The sequence below is a fragment of the Caballeronia sp. LjRoot29 genome, assembly GCF_964252755.1.
In the GTDB taxonomy this organism is placed as follows: Bacteria; Pseudomonadota; Gammaproteobacteria; order Burkholderiales; family Burkholderiaceae; genus Caballeronia.
The window spans coordinates 116,793-137,839 of record NZ_CAXUPU020000003.1 but is presented as its reverse complement, the minus strand read 5'-3'; the positions used below and the strand labels follow the sequence as shown (position 1 = coordinate 137,839).

Genomic DNA, 21,047 nt, shown 5'->3' with positions numbered 1-21,047 from the left:
CAGCGTCCATCTTTACCCTCCCTATCAAAGAGCCGAGCGATGAAACTCTTTTATTCGTCCGCGTCCGCGCCTGTCGCTGCGCGCAGCGCCCTGGCTGCCGCCGTGGCGGCGTTCGCGCTGGCAGGTTGCGCGAATTACGCCGGCATCAAAAGCGACAAGCAAATCGCCCAGCCGCAAAGCGACGCGCTGCAAGCCGCGCAAAGCCTGCCGTCGCAAGGCGGCCAGTGGCCGTCACTCGACTGGGCCAAGCAGTTCGGCGATCCGCAATTGACGCAATTGATCGATGAAGCGCTGGCCGGCAGCCCGTCGATTGCGCAGGCGCAGGCGCGCATCGCGAAGGCGTCGTCCTATATCGAGTCGTCGCGCTCCGCGCTTTATCCGAAGGTGAACGGCTCGTATTCGTGGACACGCGAACTCTATTCCGCCAACGCGCTGTACCCGCCTCCGTACGGTGGGTCCTGGTATAGCGAAAACAACGCGCTCGTGAGCGCGTCGTGGGACCTCGATCTGTGGGGCAAGAATCGCGCACGGCTGGATCAGGCGGTCTCGCAGCAGAAGGCCACCGAGGCCGACATGCAGCAGGCCCGCGTCACGCTGGCAGCGTCCGTTGCGCAGACCTATAACCAGCTCGCGTTGCTCTACGCTTTGCGCGACGTGGCTCAACGGGAGATCGCGAACAGGACGGATATCGGGCGCATCACGAACGGCCGGGTGCTGGCGGGCCTGGACACGAACGTGGAAAGCCGTACCGCCGAAGGCAATATTGCGACGAGCCAGACCAACCTGTCCGAACTCGACGGCCAGATCACGACTACGCGTTATCAGCTGGGCGCGTTGCTCGGCCAGGGTCCGGATCGTGGCTTGAAGATCACTACGCCGGTACTGAATACGAAGGTCGAGGTCACGCTGCCGGACAACGTGCCGGCCGATCTGATTTCGCGCCGTCCGGATATTGTCGCGGCCCGCTGGCAAGTGGAAGCGGCGACATCGGACATCAAGGAAGCGAAGGCCGAGTTTTTCCCTGACATCAATTTGTCGGCGGCAGCAGGCTTCGATGCGTTCGGGTGGGGCCGTTTCCTCAACTTCACCAGCCGCCAGTTCCAGGCAGGACCCGCCATCCATTTGCCGATCTTCGATGCCGGCGCATTGCGCTCGCAGTTGAAGGGCCGGTACGCGGATTTTGACCTGGACGTAGCCAACTACAACCAGGCCCTGATCAACGCGCTCAGCGAAGTTGCCACGCAGATCTCGTCGATCCGTTCGGTCGATCAGCAGACCAGCGACGCAGTGCGCGCACTCGATGCCTCGACGCATGCGTACCAGCTCGCTGTGATTCGCTACAAAGCGGGTTTATCGCAGCAACTGCAAGTGCTCACCGCCGATCAGAACCGGCTGGCGAACGAGCAGACCGTGACGAATCTGCGCATGAAGCGCCGCGACCTGCAAGTGGGCCTCATCAAGGCGCTGGGCGGCGGATTCGACGCCGCGGATACGAACCTGGCCATCGACGGGCAAGTGTCGAAGAGCGCACCGTCGCAGACCGCGTCGACTGCGCCCCAGACAGCCAACTGAATCTGAATCGACTAGCAGCAACCCAAGACAGAGAATACGGAGCCATTCATGAGCGACCCTCAACAAAACGCCGCAGCCGCGCCGGCGCCCAAGACCAACAACACCAAGCGCCGGGTGCTGATGAGCCTGATCGTACTGGTCGTGATCATCGCGGCGATTGCTTACGGGCTGTACTACTTCCTGATCGCGCGTTTCCACGAAAGCACGGATGACGCTTACGTGAACGGCAATATCGTGCAGATCACGCCGCAAGTAGTTGGCACAGTGATTTCGGTGAACGCCGACGACACGCAAACCGTGAAGATGGGCGACCCGCTCGTCGTACTCGATCCCGCCGACTCCAAGGTCGCGCTCGATCAAGCCGAAGCGAATCTCGCGCAGACGGTACGCCAGGTGCGCACGCTGTTCGTCAACGACAACCAGTACGCGGCGCAAGTCGCGCTGCGTCAGTCGGATCTCTCGCGTGCACAGGACGACTTGCGCCGCCGCATGACGATTGCGCAGACGGGCGCGGTCTCGGGCGAAGAAATCTCGCACGCCAAGGACGCGGTCCGTGGTGCGCAAGCATCGCTTAACGCCGCGCAGCAGGAATTGCAGTCGAACCGTTCGTTGACGTCGAACACGACCATCGCCAGCCATCCGAACGTGCTCGCCGCTGCCGCGAAGGTCCGCGATTCGTACATCAACTTTGCCCGCAACACCATGCCGGCGCCGGTGACGGGTTATGTCGCGAAACGTTCGGTGCAGGTTGGCCAGCGCGTTTCGCCGGGTAATCCGCTGATGGCAATCGTGCCGCTGAACGGCGTATGGGTCGATGCCAACTTCAAGGAAGTGCAGCTCACGCATATGCGCATTGGCCAGCCGGTTGAACTCACCGCCGACGTGTACGGCTCGAGCGTTGTGTTCCACGGCAAGGTGATCGGCTTCTCGGCGGGCACCGGCTCGGCGTTCTCGCTGCTGCCGGCGCAAAACGCCACCGGTAACTGGATCAAGGTGGTGCAGCGTCTGCCGGTGCGCATCGGGCTCGACCCGCAGGAACTTGAGAAGCATCCGCTGCGCATCGGTTTGTCGATGAACGTGGACGTGACGATCAAGGACGAGAACGGCGGCCAGCTCGGCGCGGCGCCCAACACGGTGTATCAGACGGACGTGTTCGCCAAGTACGGCGATCAGGCCGACGCCGAGATCGCCCGGATTATCGAAGCGAATGAAGGCGCGTCGGGTCCGGGTACGGGCGGTTCGCAGAAAACGTCGAAGGAAAATGTTCAGCCGGCGACCAAGCAAGACCTCGCCAAGCTGATGTAAGCGCTCGCACACGTTTTCCGGAATCGTTATATGTCTCAACCCAACGCCGTTCATCCGCCGCTAGAGGGCGCGAAACTCGTGATCGGTACGATCGCGGTCTCGCTCGCGGTGTTCATGAACGTGCTCGATACGTCGATTGCCAACGTGTCCATTCCGTCGATCTCCGGTGACCTCGGGGTATCGTCGGATCAGGGCACGTGGGTGATCACGTCGTTCGCCGTCGCCAATGCAATCTCGGTGCCGCTGACCGGCTGGCTCACGCAGCGCTTCGGGCAGGTGCGCCTGTTCATGACGTCGATCGTGCTGTTCGTGCTCGCTTCATGGCTGTGCGGACTGGCGCCTACGCTGCCCTTCCTGCTCGCCGCGCGCGTGTTGCAAGGCGCGGTCGCCGGCCCGATGATCCCGCTTTCGCAAACCTTGCTGCTTGCAAGTTATCCAAGAGCGAAAGCGCCCATGGCGCTCTCCATGTGGTCGATGACCACGCTGATCGCGCCGGTCGCCGGGCCAATCCTCGGCGGCTGGATCTCGGACAACATTTCCTGGCCGTGGATCTTCTACGTCAACATTCCGGTGGGATTCGTCGCGGCCATTGCGACGTTCATGATCTTCCGCGACCGGGATTCGGTGATCCGCAAGGCGCCTATCGATACCGTGGGTCTCGGTCTGCTTGTTCTATGGGTCGGCTCACTGCAGATCATGCTCGATAAGGGCAAGGATCTCGACTGGTTCAACTCGACCACCATCGTGGTGTTGACGCTGATTGCCGTGATCGCGCTGGCATTCTTCATCGTGTGGGAGCTGACGGCGGAGCATCCGGTCGTCGATTTGTCACTCTTCAAGCTGCGCAATTTCACGGGCGGGACGATCGCGCTCGCGGTCGGCTACGGACTCTATTTCGGCAACCTGGTGCTGCTGCCGCTGTGGTTGCAGACCGATATTGGCTACACGGCGACCAACGCAGGTCTCGTCCTGGCGCCAGTCGGACTGTTCGCAGTCTTGCTCTCACCGGTGGTCGGCAAGTTCCTGCCGCGCATCGATCCGCGCAAGATCGCGACCGTCGCGTTTCTCATCTTCGCGCTCGTGTTCTGGATGCGCTCACGCTATACCACGGGCGTGGACACCTTCTCGCTGATGATGCCTACCGTGATCCAGGGGATCGCCATGGCTGGGTTTTTCATCCCGCTCGTGTCCATCACGCTGTCGGGGTTGCCGGGAAACCGGATTCCAGCGGCATCGGGATTGTCGAACTTCGTGCGGATCATGTGCGGCGGCATTGGCACATCGATTTTTTCAACAGCCTGGGATCATCGATCCAATGTCCATCACGCGCAACTCATGGAGCAGGCTAACGCGTATAACCCGACCTTCAATGCATCCATGCAGCAGTTCGGTGCGGCGGGCTTCAGCCAGTCGCAGGGGTATGGGCTCTTCAATAGCATGGCCACGCAGCAAGCTGCGCAGTTGGGCGTGAACGATTTGTTCTATATATCGGCGGGGATTTTCGTCGCGCTGATCGCGTTGATCTGGATCACGAAACCGGAGAGATCGGGCGGCGGGGATTCAGCGGCCGCAGCTTCGGCGGCGCATTGAAGCTCGGTTGATGTCAGTTGATCTGCAATAAAAAAACGCCACGAAATTTCGTGGCGTTTTTTGTTCCTTGGCCGCTCTTCAAGCCGCCGATACCACCAGCCGCTCCGGCGCCAACACACCCTCGCCCGCTCGCGCGACACCGAGCAAACGCTGGTCATCGAGCGCATAGACGCGCACACGGTCGGCCTCAGCCGGCGCATCCGCTATATCCGATAACTTCAGCCGCTGCCCTTGCGCGAATCGACGCGTGGCATCGGCGTCGAGATGAACTGCCGGGAACGTCGACAACAACGCATCCACCGGCTGCAGCCAGCTATCGCGCTCGGCAGGCGCAGCGTCTTCAAGCGTGTCGAGCGTGATTGCATGTTCGAGCGTCAACACGCCTACGCCCGTGCGACGTAGCGCAACCAGATGCGCGCCACATCCCAGCTTTTCACCGATATCTTCAGCAAGCGTCCGCACATAAGTGCCCTTGCTGCATGTCACGCGAAACGTCACATCCGGCAACGCGCATGCAATCAGATCAAGCGCGTGAATGGTCACGTTGCGCGCTTCGCGCTCAACCGTCTGACCGGCACGCGCGTATTCGTACAACGGCTTGCCATCGCGCTTGAGTGCGGAATACATCGGCGGAATCTGCGCGATATCGCCGCGAAAATGACCCATCGCGTCCTGGATCGCGGCTTCGTCACAGGTCACATCACGCGTTTGCAAAGCTTCGCCTTCTGCATCACCGGTCGTCGTGCGCACGCCGAGACGCATGGTTGCTTCGTACGTTTTATCGGCCTCGAGCAAATCCTGCGAAAACTTGGTCGCTTCGCCGAAACACAGCGGCAGCAGACCCGTCGCAAGCGGATCGAGCGTGCCGGTATGCCCAGCCTTCTTCGCGAGATAGATTTTCTTGGCGCGAATCAGCGCGTCGTTACTCGACAGTCCGAGCGGCTTGTCGAGCAGCAACACGCCATCCAGTAAACGACGCGGAATCTTCGGGCGGGTAGAACCGTTCATCGATCAGGCGCCCTTCTCGTCGTCTGTTTTGTTTTCTTCTTCGCCGTTTTGCTCAGGCGCTTCGTCGTCCAACGCACGCGTGGAATTCGCCTCATCGATCAGCTTCGACATTTCCACCGCCCGCACCACGGTCTGGTCGTAATGGAAATGCAGCGTTGGCACCGTATGAATATGCAGACGCTTGAACAACAGATTATGCAAATGCCCGGCTGCGTGATTCAACCCGGCTTCCGTTTCCTTCGGATCGCCGGTCAGCGTCGTGAAGTACACCTTCGCGTGGGCGTAATCGGGCGTCAGTTCGACGCTCTGAAACGTCACCATGCCAATGCGCGGATCTTTGACATCGCGCACCAGTTCGGAGAGATCGCGCTGGATCTGATCCGCAATCTGCACATTGCGGTTGGGTGAAGTACGTTTCTTGGCCATGATGTTTCCGTAAATTGGTATGCGCCGGACTCGTGTGGGCGCTCAAGGGCGCTCGCCCAGGAAAATGCCCATGCAAATAAAAAGGGCGGAGCGGGCGTGAAGCCCCCTCCGCCCTCGAGTCCAGCGGTGAATCTTTTATAGCGTACGCGCGACTTCCGTCACTTCGAAGATCTCGAACTGGTCACCTTCGACCATGTCGTTGTAGTTCTTCAGCGAAATACCGCACTCGAAGCCCTGACGCACTTCCTTCGCGTCGTCCTTGAAGCGCTTGAGCGAGTCGATCTCGCCCGTGTGAACCACCACGTTGTTGCGCAACACGCGAACCATGGAGCTCCGCTTGACGACGCCGTCGGTAACCATACAACCCGCGATCGCGCCGATCTTCGGTACACGAATGATTTGCCGAACTTCCATCATACCGGTGACCACTTCGCGCTTCTCCGGCGCCAACATGCCCGACATGGCCGCCTTCACTTCATCCACAGCGTCATAGATGATGTTGTAGTAGCGAATGTCGATACCGTTCGACTCCGCCACCTTGCGCGCCTGAGCGTCGGCCCGCGTGTTGAAGCCGATGATGACCGCCTTCGATGCCGTTGCCAGGTTGACGTCCGACTCGCTGATCGCGCCGACCGCGCTGTGCACGATCTGCACGCGCACTTCGTTGGTCGACAGCTTGATAAGCGACTGCACCAGCGCTTCTTGCGAACCTTGCACGTCGGCCTTGACGATCAACGGCAGATTCTGCACGTTGCCTTCCGTCATGGACTCGAGCATGTTTTCGAGCTTCGCTGCCTGCTGCTTTGCCAGCTTGACGTCGCGGAACTTGCCTTGACGGAACAGGGCGATTTCACGCGCCTTGCGTTCGTCCGGCAGGACCATGACTTCTTCACCAGCGCCCGGCACTTCCGACAAACCTTGAATCTCGACCGGAATCGACGGACCCGCCGACTTGATCGGCTTGCCGGTTTCGTCGAGCATGGCCCGAACACGACCAAAAGCCGAACCCGCCAGCACGATGTCACCGCGATTCAATGTACCCGACGTCACCAGGATGGTCGCAACCGGACCCTTACCCTTGTCGAGCTTCGCTTCGATCACGAGACCCTTCGCAGGTGCATCGACCGGCGCCTTCAGTTCCATGACTTCGGCTTGCAGCAACAGGTTTTCCAGCAAGCTTTCGATACCAGCACCGGTTTTCGCCGACACTTCGATGAACGGCGAATCACCACCGTACTCTTCCGGCACCACGCCTTCTGCAACCAGTTCCTGCTTCACGCGCTCAGGCGCCGCACCCGGCTTGTCGATCTTGTTGATCGCCACGACGATAGGCACGCCACCCGCCTTCGCGTGAGCGATGGCTTCCTTCGTTTGCGGCATCACGCCGTCATCCGCTGCGACCACCAGAATCACGATGTCCGTTGCCTTTGCACCGCGAGCACGCATGGCCGTGAAGGCCTCGTGACCCGGCGTGTCCAGGAACGTAATCACGCCGCGAGGCGTTTCCACGTGGTATGCACCAATGTGCTGCGTAATCCCGCCCGCTTCACCCGACGCAACTTTCGCGCGGCGAATGTAATCGAGCAGCGAGGTCTTGCCGTGGTCGACGTGACCCATGACCGTGACAACCGGCGGACGCGGCAGGCGTTCGCCCACTTCTTCCTGCGTTTCGCCTTCGGACAGCAACGCTTCCGGATCGTCCAGCTTGGCCGCAACCGCGCTGTGACCCAGTTCTTCGACGACGATCATCGCCGTTTCCTGGTCCAGCACCTGGTTGATCGTGACCATCTGGCCCAGCTTCATCATCACCTTGATGACTTCCGAAGCCTTCACCGACATCTTGTGCGCCAGATCCGCCACCGACACCGTTTCCGGCACATGCACTTCCCGCACCACTGGTTCTGTCGGTGCCTGGAAGTTCGTCTGATCCTGATGCTTGCCGCGACCCTTCGGGCCGCCGCGCCAGCCGCGATCTACACCGCCGCTGGTGTCGCCACGCGTCTTGATACCGCGACGCTTGGCTGCATCGTCCTGCCAGCTGCTCTTGCCGCCGGCCTTCTTCTTGTCCGGTCCCAGCGACGGCGTGGTAGCCGCCGGTGCACCTGCAGCCGGCTTTTTAGCCACTGCCGGACGGGCAGGCGCCGAACCTTCCGGACGTGCCGGCTTGTGCAGCGTACCCTTGGCTTCCGCGGCCTTCGCGCCTTCCGCTGCTTTGGCGGCGACAACCGCTGCGGCAGCAGCAGCCACGGCAGCAGGCGACGGCTCAGGCGGTTTCGCCTGTTGAGCCTTACGCGGCGTGTTCATCATTTCGCGGATAGCACGCGCTTCGGCTTCAGCCGCTGCACGGCGTTTCGCGATCTGGTCGTGCTCGGCACGCGCCTTTTCGGTCGCGGCGCGCGCGGCGTCTTCCGCCTTCTTCGCAGCTTCGCGTTGAGCGGCACGTTCGGCAGCGGCCTTCTCGTCGACTTGCGGCACGACAACTTCAACCTTTACCGGTTCGTCAGCGACCTGTTCCGTCTTTGACTCCGTGCGGGATTCCTTACGCGCTGTAGAAGCAGCACGCGAGATTTCCGCGGCTTCCGCCTGAGCGGCAGCGCGCTTCGCCTCTTCTTCCTCGGCACGGCGACGCTCGGCTTCAGCAGCCGCTTCACGCTCGACCCGCTCAGCTTCTTCGCGCTCGAAGCGTTCCTGGCGTTCCTTCAACTCCAGCGCTTCTTTCTCGAGCAATTCGGCAGCATGACGCGCCTCTTCGTCGCGACGCTGCAATTCGGCTTCGTCGACTTCATCTTCTTCGACGTGGTTCGCACCTTCAACGACCTGTTCAACACCGCTCTGATCGCGCTGAACAAACACGCGCTTCTTGCGGACCTCGACCTGAATGGTGCGAGCTTTACCCGTAGAGTCGGACTGTTTGATTTCCGACGTATGCCGGCGGGTCAAAGTGATCTTGCGTTTGTCGGCATCGGCGGAACCGTGCGACTTGCGCAAGTGTTCGAGCAGGCGCGACTTGTCCGTCTCGGACAAATCGTCGTCTTCGCTCGCTTTCGTGACGCCAGCCGCCTGCAACTGCTCGAGCAGGACGCCCGCAGGCATTTTGAGTTCCGCGGCAAATTGGGCTACGTTGTTACTCGCCATTCATTCCTCTTGATGCAAGGACAAATTCCCTGCTGTTTGATCGGGGTCATGCGGCCTAACGGCCGCGATATGTCAGTGCGCCATGGTCATTTCTCACTGGAACCAGTGTTCACGTGCTTTCATGATCAACGCCTTAGCGGCATCCTCTTCAATACTGGTCATCTCGACCAGTTCATCCACAGCCAGCTCGGCGAGTTCGTCGCGCGTCCGGATCTGGTGTTCTTCGAGCTTCGCGTACAACTCATCCGTCATACCTTCGAGGCTCTTCAGGTCGAGCGCAACACCTTCGACCTTCTCTTCATTCGCGATCGCCAGCGTCAGAAGCGCGTCACGGGAGCGGTTACGCAACTCGTGAACAGTGTCTTCGTCGAAGGCTTCAATTTCGAGCATTTCGTTGAGCGGCACATACGCGATCTCTTCGAGGCTGGTAAAGCCTTCGTCGATGAGAATGTCGGCCACTTCTTCATCAACGTCGAGTCGCGCCATGAACAGGCTGCGTAGCGTGCCACGCTCTTCGTTTTGCTTCAGCGCGGACTCGTCCGGCGTCATGATGTTGATTTGCCAGCCGGTCAATTCGCTGGCAAGACGCACGTTCTGGCCGCTGCGGCCAATAGCAACCGCGAGTTCGTTCTCGTCAACGACGACGTCCATGGAGTGTTTTTCTTCATCCACGACGATCGACTGTACGGCAGCCGGCGCGAGCGCGCCGATCACGAACTGTGCGGGGTCCTCTGACCATAGCACGATGTCGACGTTCTCGCCACCGAGCTCATTTCGCACCGCCTGGACCCGCGAACCGCGAATTCCGACGCAGGTGCCAATTGGGTCGATGCGTTTGTCGTAAGCAATCACCCCGATTTTCGCACGCACGCCAGGATCACGCGCGGCCGCCTTGATTTCGAGCAGACCCTGCTCGATTTCCGGCACTTCCATTTCAAACAGCTTCATCAGGAACTCGGGTGCCGTGCGCGAGAGTTCGATCTGTGGACCACGTGCCGTGCGGTCAACCTTCGCGATATAAGCGCGAACCCGGTCGCCGACTCGCAGGTTTTCCTTCGGAATCAACTGGTCGCGGCGCAACAGCGCCTCCACACGGCCCGATTCGACGATGAAATTGCCCTTGTCCAGACGCTTGACCGCGCCGGTCATGATCTTTTCGCCGCGTTCCAGGAAGTCGTTCAGGATCTGCTCGCGCTCAGCGTCGCGAACCTTCTGAAGAATCACCTGCTTCGCAGCTTGCGCGCCGATCCGGCCGAACTCGATGGACGGAATGGGTTGCTCGATGTACTCATCGATTTGCGCGTCAGGCTTCTCTTCCTTCGCTTCGAACAGCAGGATTTCCTGGTCGGGTTCCTGCAGGCCGGCTTCGTCCGGCACCACTTTCCAGCGACGGAAGGTTTCGTGCTCGCCGCTTTCACGGTCGATTGCCACGCGGATATCCACGTCTTCCTCGAACAGCTTCTTCGTTGCCGAAGCAAGCGCTGCTTCGAGCGCTGCGTACACCACGTCCTTGTTGACGTTTTTCTCGCGCGCCAGCGCATCCGCCAGCATCAAAACTTCGCGACTCATTGTTTGCGGCTCCTAAAGTCAACTTTGGGGACGAGACGTGCTTTATCGAGGTCTGCGAGCGTGAAATCGAGCATCGCAGCGCCGCCGTCCTTCCCTTCGAATTCCAAACCAATCGACTCGCCTTCCGGGGCATGCAGGATGCCACGGTACGACTTGCGCCCGTCCAGCGGCTTCTTTAATGTGATAGTGACTTCGCTGCCTGCGAAGCGTTCGAAATCCGCCAATTTCTTGAGCGGACGGTCGAGACCCGGCGACCCGACTTCGAGCCGTGAGTAATCGATATTCTCCACTTCGAACAGATACTGAAGCTGACGTGTGACTTTCTCACAGTCTTCAATCGCGATGCCGGTGGGCTGGTCGATGGAGATACGCAGCAAACCGCCCCCCGCGCGCTCGATATCGACAAGTTCGTAGCCCAGGCCCGAGACCGTGGTTTCGATGATTTCCGTCAGTTGCACAGTGAAAGACTCCAAGATGTTCGCGCGCTCCACGCCGAACACCTGCGGACCGCGCCTTGAGCTGGCGCACTTTCGTTGCCCCAAGATGCTGAACCGAACGGCCAAAAAAAAATGGGCGCAACGCCCATCCTTCTGTACCGAGATCACATCCGGGCGGCGAAACAAACACCATGCCCAGCGACTTCGTGATTTTAGCCATTTTTCGGGATAAACGCAACCAATGCGCCCTGTATATAGCCATTTGACGGCCATTTACAAGGCAAATCGAAGGCACTCATCACGCTTTTACCGGACTTTCTCCGGGGCTAAAGTCATCGTGCTGAATTTAAGGGACGTCTCAGGCGGGCAATTTGGTCGCCCGCCTTTCGGCCCTAGTCACATGCCGTGCCACGCAAACCTGCGAGTTGGCGCGACGTTTGACTCTTAGCGACCGCGCGTCCGGTTGCGCGGTGCCGGGCGAGCACCGCCGCGGCCTGCGCCGCCCGCGTTACCGCCGTTACCTTGCGGCCCGGCGCCGGCCGGACCCTGACCTTGGCGGCCGCCTTGGCCCGGGCGCTTGCCGCCGCCATTTGCCGAGCGTCCACCTGCGCCGTTGCCACTACCCATCGCGGGTGAACCCGGCGGACGACTGCCGCGCGGGCCACCGGCGGAACCGCCTGGACGCGGCATCGCGCGATTGCCATTCGCTTCGCCGCCGCCTGCACGATTGCCGTTTGCTTCCCGGCCGCCGTTGCTGCCGCGCGCGCCATAGCCACCGCCGCTGCCGCCGTTGCCTGCATAACCGCCACTGGAACCGCCACCGAACCCGCCCGGTGCGCCGCGCCTTCCGCCTGGACCGCCAGGGCCGCCGCGTGTAGGCGTCGTCTGGGCGAATCGGCCGTGCGAACTGAGCACCGGCTCACGCGTGATGATGCCCATCGACGTTTGCAGCGGATCGGGCTGGATACGCGGTGCAGCGCTGCGCGCGCCCCGCTCTTCCGCCGGCGCCTTGAGTCCGACCGATGCGAGGAGACCACGCACTTCGTTGTCTTCAAGTTCTTCCCAACGACCGCGCTTGAGGCCCTTGGGCAAAGCGATCGGGCCGTGCCGGGTACGAATCAGCCGGCTTACCATCAGGCCGGCGGCTTCGAACATGCGGCGCACTTCGCGGTTGCGGCCTTCAGCAAGCGCCACGTGGTACCAATGATTCGTGCCTTCGCCGCCGCCATCGCGGATACGAAGGAAGTTCGCCGGGCCATCTTCCAACTCCACGCCGTGCAGGAGTTTCTGACGCATGCCTTCCGACAACTCGCCCACCACCCGCACCGCGTATTCACGCTCGACGCTGTAACGCGGGTGCATGAATCGGTTAGCCAGGTCGCCAGACGTAGTCAGCAGCAGCAAACCTTCAGTGTTGAAGTCGAGCCGCCCGACCGCAAGCCATTTGGCTGTTTTCATCGGCGGGAGATTGTCGAAGACCGAAGGACGGCCTTCCGGATCGGCGTGGCTGACAATCTCGCCAGTCGGTTTGTGATACAGCAGGATGCGCGGCGGTTTGCTAGCGAGCTTCCGCTTGACCGGCTTGCCGTTGATGCGAACCTGGTCGGTCGGCATGATGCGCTGGCCGATATGCGCCGGCTCACCATTCACTGACACCCGCCCGGCTACGATCAGCTCTTCCATGTCGCGGCGCGAGCCCATGCCTGCTTCGGCGAGCACTTTGTGCAGCTTCGGCGTGTCGTCGTCCGCTTCGAGTACGCGTTTTTGCGGGGCGGGCCGGCCACGGCGCAACATCGGAGCGCGCAGGTCGCCCGAGGTGTTGTCGGCATCGAAGGCCGGCGATGTCACATACGCGAAAACATCGTCTTCGCTACCAGTTGCGGCTGCCGACACTGCCGGTGCTGCCGCGTCATCGCGGCGACCGCGTTTTTGACCTTGTCCGGGTTGAGCCGATTGAGCCTGCCGCGGCGGGCGACGGCCACCTTCACGCGGCGGCTGGCCTTCGCGAGCGCCTTCAGCCGAAGCTTCGCGCCCTTCACGCGGAACGCGGGGCTTGCTACCTGACCCGGTGCGTGCGCCGTCCGCGCTACCTGCGCCGTTGCGCGGTCCACGCGAGCCTGCGTCCTTGCGCGGCATGCGCACCTGCGCCGCGACCACGCCATCCGGAGGTGTCTCAGCGATTACGCCAGCCGGCGCCGGTAACAGCGTACCGTCGGCACCCTTGTTCTTCGCGACGGCGCGACGGCGGGCAATCAGGCTGCGAGGCCCGCGCCGCAATCCGCGACGCGGTCGTTCTTCGCCGTCAGCGGGTTCGTCGTTGCGTGTGCGTTCGCTTGCATCGGCCTGGCCATGTGCTTCATCGGCACGAACGGGGCGCTCGGATTCGGGCGAATCGCTGTCGTGGGAATGTGTCAAAACAACCTCAATTGTGTCGGGTCGCGCGCCTGTCGCAGGCGCGTCAAAAAATCCGGCCGATGGTGATTAGCAGCCGAATGAAGGTTCGGGCAAACAGGCCTCAGGCGCGGCGCGCAGTCTGGTCGTCCGGTGCGTTGAATTCGTCGGTTTCGTTTGCTTCGTCCGGCGCATTCGATGCGTCGAATAGCTTCGATGCATCCGGTGTATCCGCGTTGTCAGCGCCATCGGATTCATCTGCGGCGTGCGGTAATGCGTGTCGCGCAGCGTCGCTTGTCAATGCGCCGGCATCCGGCGCCGCCTCGCGACGGTTGACCGCGTCGCCGGGCGTTGTTTTTACTGAGTCCTGCCCGATATCCGTCGCCGCTTCGCGCGGTTCCGAACCGGTCAGGGGCACCGCTTGCTGCGGTTTGAATTGCACCGGGGCGTTCGTTCGCGCATCGGCGTTCTCCTCGTTCTCAGGCTCGTCAGCGCGGGCATGTGAAGGCAAAAACGGTTCGCCTGCAACGTGGACTGCTTCAGCCGCCGCGGGTTCCTGCGGATGTGACAACTGGGGCGCTTCATTCGTGTTCGTGTTCGGTGTATCCGGTGTATCTGCTTCGGCAGCATCGACAACCACTCCATGCTCGCCATTCGGCTCGCTGCCAGCGATAGCCGGCGCGGTTGCGGTCACGTCAGCGTCAGACAAAAGCGCGGATAATGGCGGTTCTTCCGCGTTCGATGTGTCCGGCAATAAAACAGGTCCGCCCTTCGATTCCAGCCCTTGCACCAGCGCAGCGCCGATGGCGGCAGCGTCGTCGCCGGGGAAATCGATCGCATGTTGCGCGAGCAGCGACGCTTCCAATTGCGCCGACGGGTTGTCGAGTGCGGGCAGCTCGTCCAGCGCGCTCAAGCCCAGGTCATCCAGGAACTGCTTGGTGGTGGCGTAGAGCGCCGGCCGGCCCGGCACGTCGCGATGACCGATCACCTCGATCCAGCCGCGGTCTTCCAGTTGCTTTACCACCTGCGTGTTCACCGTGACACCGCGAATTTCTTCGATGTCACCGCGCGTTACAGGTTGCCGGTAACCAATGATCGCGAGCGTTTCAAGTACGGCTCGCGAATATTTGGGCGGCTTTTCCGGGTGTAGCCGATCGAGATAGGCCCGCATTGCAGGTTTGCTCTGAAACCGCCATCCGGACGCCAGCGCCACAAGTTCCACGCCGCGTCCTGACCAATCCTGCTTCAGGGCGTCGAGCAAGGTGCGAACTGTGTCTGCCGATATATCGTCGGCGAAAAGCTTGCGCAACTCGGCGAGTTTCAGCGGCTCCTGCGCGCAGATCAAGGCAGTCTCGAGGACGATCTTCGCCTCTTGGGTATTCATGCAGCTAGATAGGACCCTGTATGGTCTATGAACCGGTCAAGTCAGGCCGAATCGAATGACGCCGACTACTCGAACCATTCGCTACGTTCAGACTGGAAAACCGTGGACGAGGATACTGACGACGCGCTCGCCCGATTTCTGATCGGTCATATTGATTGGGAGCACGCACCGGGGGGAGGCAAAACACGGGATCAGATCCTGATCGCCGAGCTTTTCCCAGCCGGACGAAGTAGCGCTTTCCAAGGCGGAAGCACGTGACTGGACGCATATTACGCAAAAACAAACGATGCGTAAAGGTGAAACATAAGGTCGCCGCCAGACTCACGTCTGGCGGCCTTCTGGAGCCGAAACCCTGGCTTCCTGTCCCTGTTTATTCGCCCATTGCGCCGCGCCGCGTGCAACTCCGTACCGGTTTGGCCGCCAGCTTGGTCATTTACCCGGCCAGGTTTGCCTCCGGGTTTGCCTCCATGAACGCTCGCAGACGTGTGACCCCGGCGTCCAGGCGAGCGGTATCGCACGCGTAGCACCAGCGCGCAAACCCCTCTCCTTCAGGACCGAACGCACTTCCGGGAGCGAGTCCGAGCGCGCTTTCGCGCACGAGCGCCTTGCACAACTCGAGACTGCGGTCAGCACCCGGCAGTTTGAAGAACAAGTACATGGAACCGGCTGGCGCCCGTACGTCGATACCCGGAATCCGCTGCAGTGCCGTCACGAGGTAATCGCGGCTAGCCCGAAGGTCGGCGACCAATGCTTGCGTAAATTGCTCGCCCTCCTTCACTGCGGTAATCCCGGCCATCTGGACGAACGACGGTGCGCAAGACGTGTTGTACTCAACCAGCTTGCCGAGATCCTCCATCAGGCGCTCAGGCGCCACGATCCAGCCGAGCCGCCAGCCCGTCATCAGCCACGCTTTGGAAAACGAATTCACCGCTATCACTCGTTCGTCGCGAGTCGCCAGATCAAGGAACGAAGGCGCGACCGTGGCGTCATCGCCGTAATAGAGGCGCTCGTAGACTTCGTCTGCAATCAGCCAGATGCCGAGTTGCCGGCATCGATCAAGCACGGCCTGCTGCTGCTCGCGTGTCATGACCCAACCGGTAGGATTGTTCGGCGAGTTGATCATCAACATGCGCGTGCCGGGTGTCAGAGCGGCCAGCAGTTTGTCGAGATCGAGCGTCCAGCCGTTCGAGCCATAGGTCAACGCGACCGTTTCCACGGTAGCACCAAGAATTTTGGGGATTTCGACCAGATTCGGCCACAGCGGCGTGACCGCGACCACGCGGTCACCTGCGCCCGCGACCAGTTGCGTTGCCAGCATCAGTGCATTGACCCCGGCGCTCGTCACCGCAATTTCAGCAGGCCGGGTGGCGCCATGCAGCTTGCCGACATAGTCAGCAAGCGCCTCGCGCAGCGGCGCGATGCCCAGGTTATGCGTATAGAACGTTGCACCATCGGCGAGCGCGCGGCTGGCGGCGTCGCGGATGAACTGCGGCGTGACCTGATCTGACTCGCCAAACCAGAAAGGCAATACATCCGGGACACCGAAACCTGCATTGGCGACCTCTCGGATCTGCGACGGGCGCAGCGCGCGGACGGCGTCACGGGCATTCGGCGCACGTTCGCCTTCTGCCTGTGCGCTTGCTGCTGCGCTGGTGGGTGCATTAGTCAGTACACCAAGTTCCGAGATAACCGCGCCTTCTGACTCGCTCATTGCCGCCTCCGCCGATGGAAAGCGAAAGTCTAACGCGACGCCTTCCGAAAAGCGCTGTACGGCGCTCGCGTTAGCCATCAGGCCAGTTCTGGCGCGCTGGGTGGCGGGTCGATAGAGCAAAAGCCGAGGAAATCCCGCGACAACGGCCCGCACATTTAGCCCTCAACGCGATCAAGCAATCGGCTAAGCCAGTTCTTCCACACGTTTTGGCAATCCGGCGACCAGCCCCCACACCGACTCGGCGGCAGGCGACAACGAACGGTCACGCCGTCGCACCAGTTCGACAGTTCGCTCGACGCGCGGCACCAGCGGCAATGCGACCAGCGACGAATTCGCCGGCAATGGGAGCGCCAGCCAAGGCAGCACGCTAATGCCCACGCCCGCCTCCACCAGTCCGAACACCGTAGCGGAATGACCTAGTTCCTGCACCACGTCGGCGATAACGTGATGTTCACGGAGCACGGCATCGATAATCGGACGGCTTCCGGAGGCGTGATCCAGCATGACCAGGCGTTCGCCGGACAATGCGGCCCACGGCACTTCCCGCACCGCCGCCAGAGCATGGTCTCTTCGCACAACCGCACAAAACGAATCGGTCATCACAACTTCCCCATACAGGTCGTCATTGGCATACGGACCGATCGCCACACCAAAATCGACTTCGCCAGACTTGACCTTGCGAATGACGTCGCTCTGGAGGTCATCGCGCAAACCCAGCGAAATCAGCGGAAATTCACGAACACAAGACGAGATGACGAGCGGCATGAGACGGCAGGCCACCGTCGGACTGGCCGCGACAATGACCCGTCCACGCCGTTGCTGGCCGAGATCGCGAATCTCGCGAAGCGCTTCATCGAGATCGGACAACAGCCGTGACACGCTGCCCACGAGATTCGCGCCGACATCGGTGAGTTGCACTTCGCGCGTGGTCCGATCGACCAGTTTCAGGCCGATTTCACCCTCGAGCTCACGCACGCAACGGCTCACCGCCGACTGCGTCAGGCCGATTTCATCGCCGGCCCGGCTGAAGCTTTGCAGCTTGGCGACTTCGATAAACACGCGCAGCTGTCGCAACGTCACATTGAGCGCCCGGCTCATACGATTTCCTCATCAATCCACTGCATAAATGCAGATTGTATATCGCCACGCTTAAGAAAACGGTTTCATCGAGCGGCACGCTGCGGTGCAGCAAAAATGCATTCGCGCACGCAGGATGGGCTTATTGCACTTGATTGGTGATTGTCCCGATTTCATTAACTGCACTTATAGCGTCTCATACGGGCCATGCTGGCATCGCGCCAGCCTACTGCCGCGAGGCTTTCCGACCGATCGATACACACATGGCACGGTTCTCGCATTTACTTGTGCAGAGGTCGGCGCCATTGCAGTTCTAAACGCAAATCGTCCGTCGCAATGCTTGCTCCGACCTTACCTGGGTTCGATCTTCGAATTCCGACCAGAGTGCGCGGCGCGGGGCAGCGCACCGGGGTTAGCTTCGCTGAGGTGAAACATGATGTTCGACGATCTAAGAGATAACGAGTGGGCGCTGGTTGAGGCCTTGTTTTGCGCAGAACCGGCACGCAGCGAACGACGCGGTCGTCCGCGTGTGGAAGCACGCGCTGTCGTCAATGCCGTCCTGTGGGTCCTGTCCACGGGCGAAGGCTGGTCGAAGTTGCCGGGCCGCTATCCGTCGCCGCCGACTTGCCGTCGACGGTTCGACGAATGGCAAGCTGACGGTACGCTTGCCGAGATCGTGAAACGGCTGGGCAACAACGGTCGCGAGGTGTCGTTGCGGGGCCGGATCGGTTCCACCGCTGCGAAGCCGCCTGCACCGCCGAGCCGCGATCGCCTGCGTGGCGCATTCTGGACGAATCCGGAATCGTGGCGCGCGCCGGTCAAGATGGCCTGACAGCCTGGAACAACGCGGTAACCGGCACGTTCTTCGGGCTATATCGATGATCGCTGCACGACCGCGTGTACCGCTAACGTTACGCGAAGCACCCGCGAGCAGGTTTCCTGCGTTTTATCCCGGTTCCACCCGATGTAACTCCTCGGGTGATGAATCGACGGTCTGCACTCGCAGGCCATTCTACTCAGCCAAAAAGTTGCCGGCAGGCGCTCGCTTTTCGTTCATCGAAAGGGAGCGCATGGCGTGCATGGCCTCCACGCACAGTGACGTCGCGCTCCACGGGAGCGTTTGAACGTGCGTCCTCCGACGGCTTGTCGCAGCCAATCAGGGCCGCGGGGAAACAACTCTTTACCAATATTTACAGCATCCTTTCGCATGCTGGCTTAGCTTAGGAAGCTAGCTAGCGAGCCAATATCGGTTCGAAGGGGAGTTTCGATCATGAAACCAATGTCACTGCTCGTGTGCGGCATTGTGCTTTCATCACTGAGTACGGGGCTGACAGTGCACGCGGAGTCGTCCGCGGGCAACTTCGCGCTGCGCCCGAATACACAAGCGAGCTTGCAGGACTGGAGGAAGGAACAGGTGCGTGGTGCGGAGTTGACCGAATCCGCGCCGCGTGGGGACTTGCGAGGCGATATCGCGAGTAATGCGCGCGCACGTCCCGAGCCGGATCGCGGAGGCCGCTCGCATAAGCATTGAGGAGACTGCGCATTGAGGAAACCGCGTAAGTTCAAGCGCGGTGAGTCATAAGGCGAGCAAGATCATAAGTCGAGCAAGACCGCCGGAATGGCGCGGTTTCAAACCCTATTTGTGTCGATCGCGGTTCTTCCGGGAACCCTTCTTCATCGCGCCAGTCGGACGTTATGCCATGAGCACAGCGTGGCAGAAGTAGATCCGGTAAGCCCGTATCCTCGTGATACGGGCTTTTTTTGTCGGCGGTTGACCGATGTCGTGAGTCGGCCGCTTTCACAGATTACCCATTCGGCGCAGAAATGGCGCTATTGCAGCCGCAACCGTTTGCCCGGCGTAAAACCACTAGATCGGCGCTGAAACGCTAAACCCTTTACTGCGAAAGTTGGAAGGGCTTCAAGCGCGCGCTTCGGCCAACGGTTCCTGAAGGACGGCCGGAGAATACGCTGCATTGCGATGCAGATCCCAGTCCATCGAACGCTCGTCACGGGCGAGACGGGAGAACTCCAGTTTGCCCCGCTCGGTCACTACCGCAATGTCCACGGGAGCGTGAAACCCGGGAGCGGGCGCTACGGTGCGCTGCCGGACCAGTTCCAGCAGGCCCAGGTCGCGTAGATGGCTGAAAACGTTTGGGCGCCTTGCCCACGGAACTTGACGATACTGAGCTCGCCGGAGCGCTTCAAGTACGGCTTCGTTTGAATACGTGGTCATCTCGTTATATCTTCCAGTGCAGCCGTGACGACGCCACATGGCAGTAACTGACTGCCAGCGGCACCGACTAAACGCGGCACGCCCCGAAACCAGTCAAGACGCCAACTTCGCGGCCCCTGACCGGAACTCGCAGCCGCCGCTTGCGCTAGGTGCTGCTTATTTCTGCTTACCGCTGCTTATAATTTCGAGCGCCCGTTAAACGCGCACTACACAACGCGTTCCGCAGTTCCGGCGATGCATTCCTATGAATGCGATGACCACGATGCGGATTATCTCGAAAACCTATACGTTACCTCAAACCAAATTGGTTCTTATAACTTTATTGCTGCTTTTCTTTGCACTGTTCGCAGTTTGGCGACAACACCGGCGTGCAGTCGCGCTTGTTTGCATCGTGCTGTTCTGGGTGCTGGGCGCAGGTTGGCTTTCCGCACCCCTGCTTCACCTTGCACAGCGCGGGTTTGAGGAGAAATCGACGCCACAGCAGGTGCATTTCGCATCGCGAACGACTTTTATCCTGCTGGGCGGCGGCACGCGTTATGACATCGACAACCACCTGATTCCAAAACGCGATCCGTTCACACGTATTGTTGTCACAGCAGAGCTGTATCGCGATTGCCGTCGAGCGGGCGGTGCTTGCAGGGTGATCGTAAGTGGCGGCAACCCGCAGCATCACGAACAAGCTGAAGCCGACAACTATGGACCCTTCCTGCTGGCTCGCGGCGTAAGCGCCAGCGACCTCGTGCTCGAAAACGAAAGCCTCAATACGTACCAGAATGCGCGCAACGTTGCGAGCATCGTGCAGCCGGAACGCGATGAAACCCTGGTGCTGATTACGTCCGCTTATCACATGCGCCGGTCATTGCTCGCCTTCAATGCCTTTGGCCTCGACACGCAAGTTTTCGTCAGCAATGTGCGGCAATCCACGCCGACCTTCTTTCCGCGCTTACGCGGTTTCGTCGATGCGGAAACTGCCCTGCATGAACTGATTGGCATCGCACGCTTTCGTGTGTACCGACGCATGGGGCTATATTGAATCGCATCGTGATTGCGAGCCGCTGGAATTGCGAGGCATGTGTCAACACTGTTACTCATCTCGAAATTCAGTACTAGAAACCAATGCGCTTCGCCGGTATTATCGCCGGCTCAGTCAATCGACTGGCCGGGCTGATGCTCTGTTAGAGTCAAACCGCAGGGTCATTGCTTAAATGT

The 21,047-nt window shown here is 60.7% G+C and carries 15 protein-coding genes and 1 pseudogene; 6 read left to right on the top strand and 10 right to left on the bottom strand.

Annotated elements, in window-relative coordinates:
• The first annotated feature begins 39 nt into the window (after positions 1-39).
• The 3 genes from ACSQ83_RS04700 to ACSQ83_RS04690 are packed head-to-tail and all read left to right on the top strand — an operon-like array spanning position 40 to position 4,467.
• The gene (locus ACSQ83_RS04700; RefSeq protein WP_436227363.1) at positions 40-1,572 is read left to right on the top strand and encodes an efflux transporter outer membrane subunit; all 1,533 of its coding nucleotides are present in this window, start codon (positions 40-42) and stop codon (positions 1,570-1,572) included.
• Positions 1,573-1,620: 48 nt separating this feature from the next.
• The gene (locus tag ACSQ83_RS04695; protein WP_414951337.1) at positions 1,621-2,877 is read left to right on the top strand and encodes an HlyD family secretion protein; all 1,257 of its coding nucleotides are present in this window, start codon (positions 1,621-1,623) and stop codon (positions 2,875-2,877) included.
• A 30-nt stretch (positions 2,878-2,907) separates the two neighbouring features.
• Complete coding sequence (locus ACSQ83_RS04690; RefSeq protein ID WP_414968208.1) at positions 2,908-4,467, top strand: DHA2 family efflux MFS transporter permease subunit; 1,560 nt, start codon at positions 2,908-2,910, stop codon at positions 4,465-4,467.
• A 78-nt stretch (positions 4,468-4,545) separates the two neighbouring features.
• Here the strand turns inward: ACSQ83_RS04690 and truB are convergent, their stop codons facing one another.
• From truB to ACSQ83_RS04645, 9 genes are all read right to left on the bottom strand, one after another.
• Positions 4,546-5,475, bottom strand: coding sequence for a tRNA pseudouridine(55) synthase TruB (gene truB, locus ACSQ83_RS04685; protein ID WP_436227362.1), 930 nt, complete (start codon positions 5,473-5,475; stop codon positions 4,546-4,548).
• A 3-nt stretch (positions 5,476-5,478) separates the two neighbouring features.
• Complete coding sequence (rbfA, locus tag ACSQ83_RS04680) at positions 5,479-5,901, bottom strand: 30S ribosome-binding factor RbfA (protein ID WP_414951343.1); 423 nt, start codon at positions 5,899-5,901, stop codon at positions 5,479-5,481.
• A 135-nt stretch (positions 5,902-6,036) separates the two neighbouring features.
• Positions 6,037-9,036, bottom strand: a complete 3,000-nt coding sequence (infB, locus tag ACSQ83_RS04675; RefSeq protein WP_436227361.1) for a translation initiation factor IF-2 — start codon at positions 9,034-9,036, stop codon at positions 6,037-6,039.
• A 93-nt stretch (positions 9,037-9,129) separates the two neighbouring features.
• A complete protein-coding gene (gene nusA, locus ACSQ83_RS04670) occupies positions 9,130-10,605 on the bottom strand; it encodes a transcription termination factor NusA (protein WP_414951347.1) in 1,476 nt (491 codons plus the stop codon).
• Positions 10,602-11,063, bottom strand: a complete 462-nt coding sequence (rimP, locus tag ACSQ83_RS04665) for a ribosome maturation factor RimP (RefSeq protein WP_414951488.1) — start codon at positions 11,061-11,063, stop codon at positions 10,602-10,604. Before rimP ends, nusA begins: the two co-directional genes overlap by 4 nt.
• A 423-nt stretch (positions 11,064-11,486) precedes the next feature.
• Positions 11,487-13,457 carry a 23S rRNA pseudouridine(2605) synthase RluB gene (gene rluB / locus ACSQ83_RS04660; RefSeq protein WP_436227360.1) on the bottom strand — a complete coding sequence of 657 codons (1,971 nt, stop codon included), beginning with the start codon at positions 13,455-13,457 and terminating at the stop codon, positions 11,487-11,489.
• Between the two features lie 100 nt (positions 13,458-13,557).
• Positions 13,558-14,817, bottom strand: a complete 1,260-nt coding sequence (gene scpB / locus ACSQ83_RS04655) for an SMC-Scp complex subunit ScpB (protein WP_436227359.1) — start codon at positions 14,815-14,817, stop codon at positions 13,558-13,560.
• 433 nt (positions 14,818-15,250) lie between these two features.
• Positions 15,251-16,528, bottom strand: a complete 1,278-nt coding sequence (locus tag ACSQ83_RS04650; RefSeq protein ID WP_436227358.1) for a pyridoxal phosphate-dependent aminotransferase — start codon at positions 16,526-16,528, stop codon at positions 15,251-15,253.
• A gap of 183 nt (positions 16,529-16,711) precedes the next feature.
• The gene (locus tag ACSQ83_RS04645) at positions 16,712-17,626 is read right to left on the bottom strand and encodes a LysR family transcriptional regulator (protein WP_414968214.1); all 915 of its coding nucleotides are present in this window, start codon (positions 17,624-17,626) and stop codon (positions 16,712-16,714) included.
• Positions 17,627-18,038: 412 nt separating this feature from the next.
• On the opposite strand from ACSQ83_RS04645, the pseudogene ACSQ83_RS04640 reads away from it, so the two are divergent.
• Positions 18,039-18,434: pseudogene (locus tag ACSQ83_RS04640) on the top strand (transposase); the annotation flags it as partial.
• A gap of 441 nt (positions 18,435-18,875) precedes the next feature.
• Entirely contained in the window at positions 18,876-19,136 is a 261-nt protein-coding gene (locus ACSQ83_RS04635; protein WP_436227357.1) for a hypothetical protein, read from the top strand.
• Positions 19,137-19,523: 387 nt separating this feature from the next.
• Here the strand turns inward: ACSQ83_RS04635 and ACSQ83_RS04630 are convergent, their stop codons facing one another.
• Positions 19,524-19,838, bottom strand: coding sequence for a hypothetical protein (locus ACSQ83_RS04630; protein ID WP_414951358.1), 315 nt, complete (start codon positions 19,836-19,838; stop codon positions 19,524-19,526).
• A gap of 391 nt (positions 19,839-20,229) precedes the next feature.
• Here ACSQ83_RS04630 and ACSQ83_RS04625 point away from each other — a divergent pair, with 391 nt between their 5' ends.
• Positions 20,230-20,871, top strand: a complete 642-nt coding sequence (locus ACSQ83_RS04625; RefSeq protein ID WP_436227356.1) for a YdcF family protein — start codon at positions 20,230-20,232, stop codon at positions 20,869-20,871.
• Positions 20,872-21,047 lie beyond the last annotated feature (176 nt).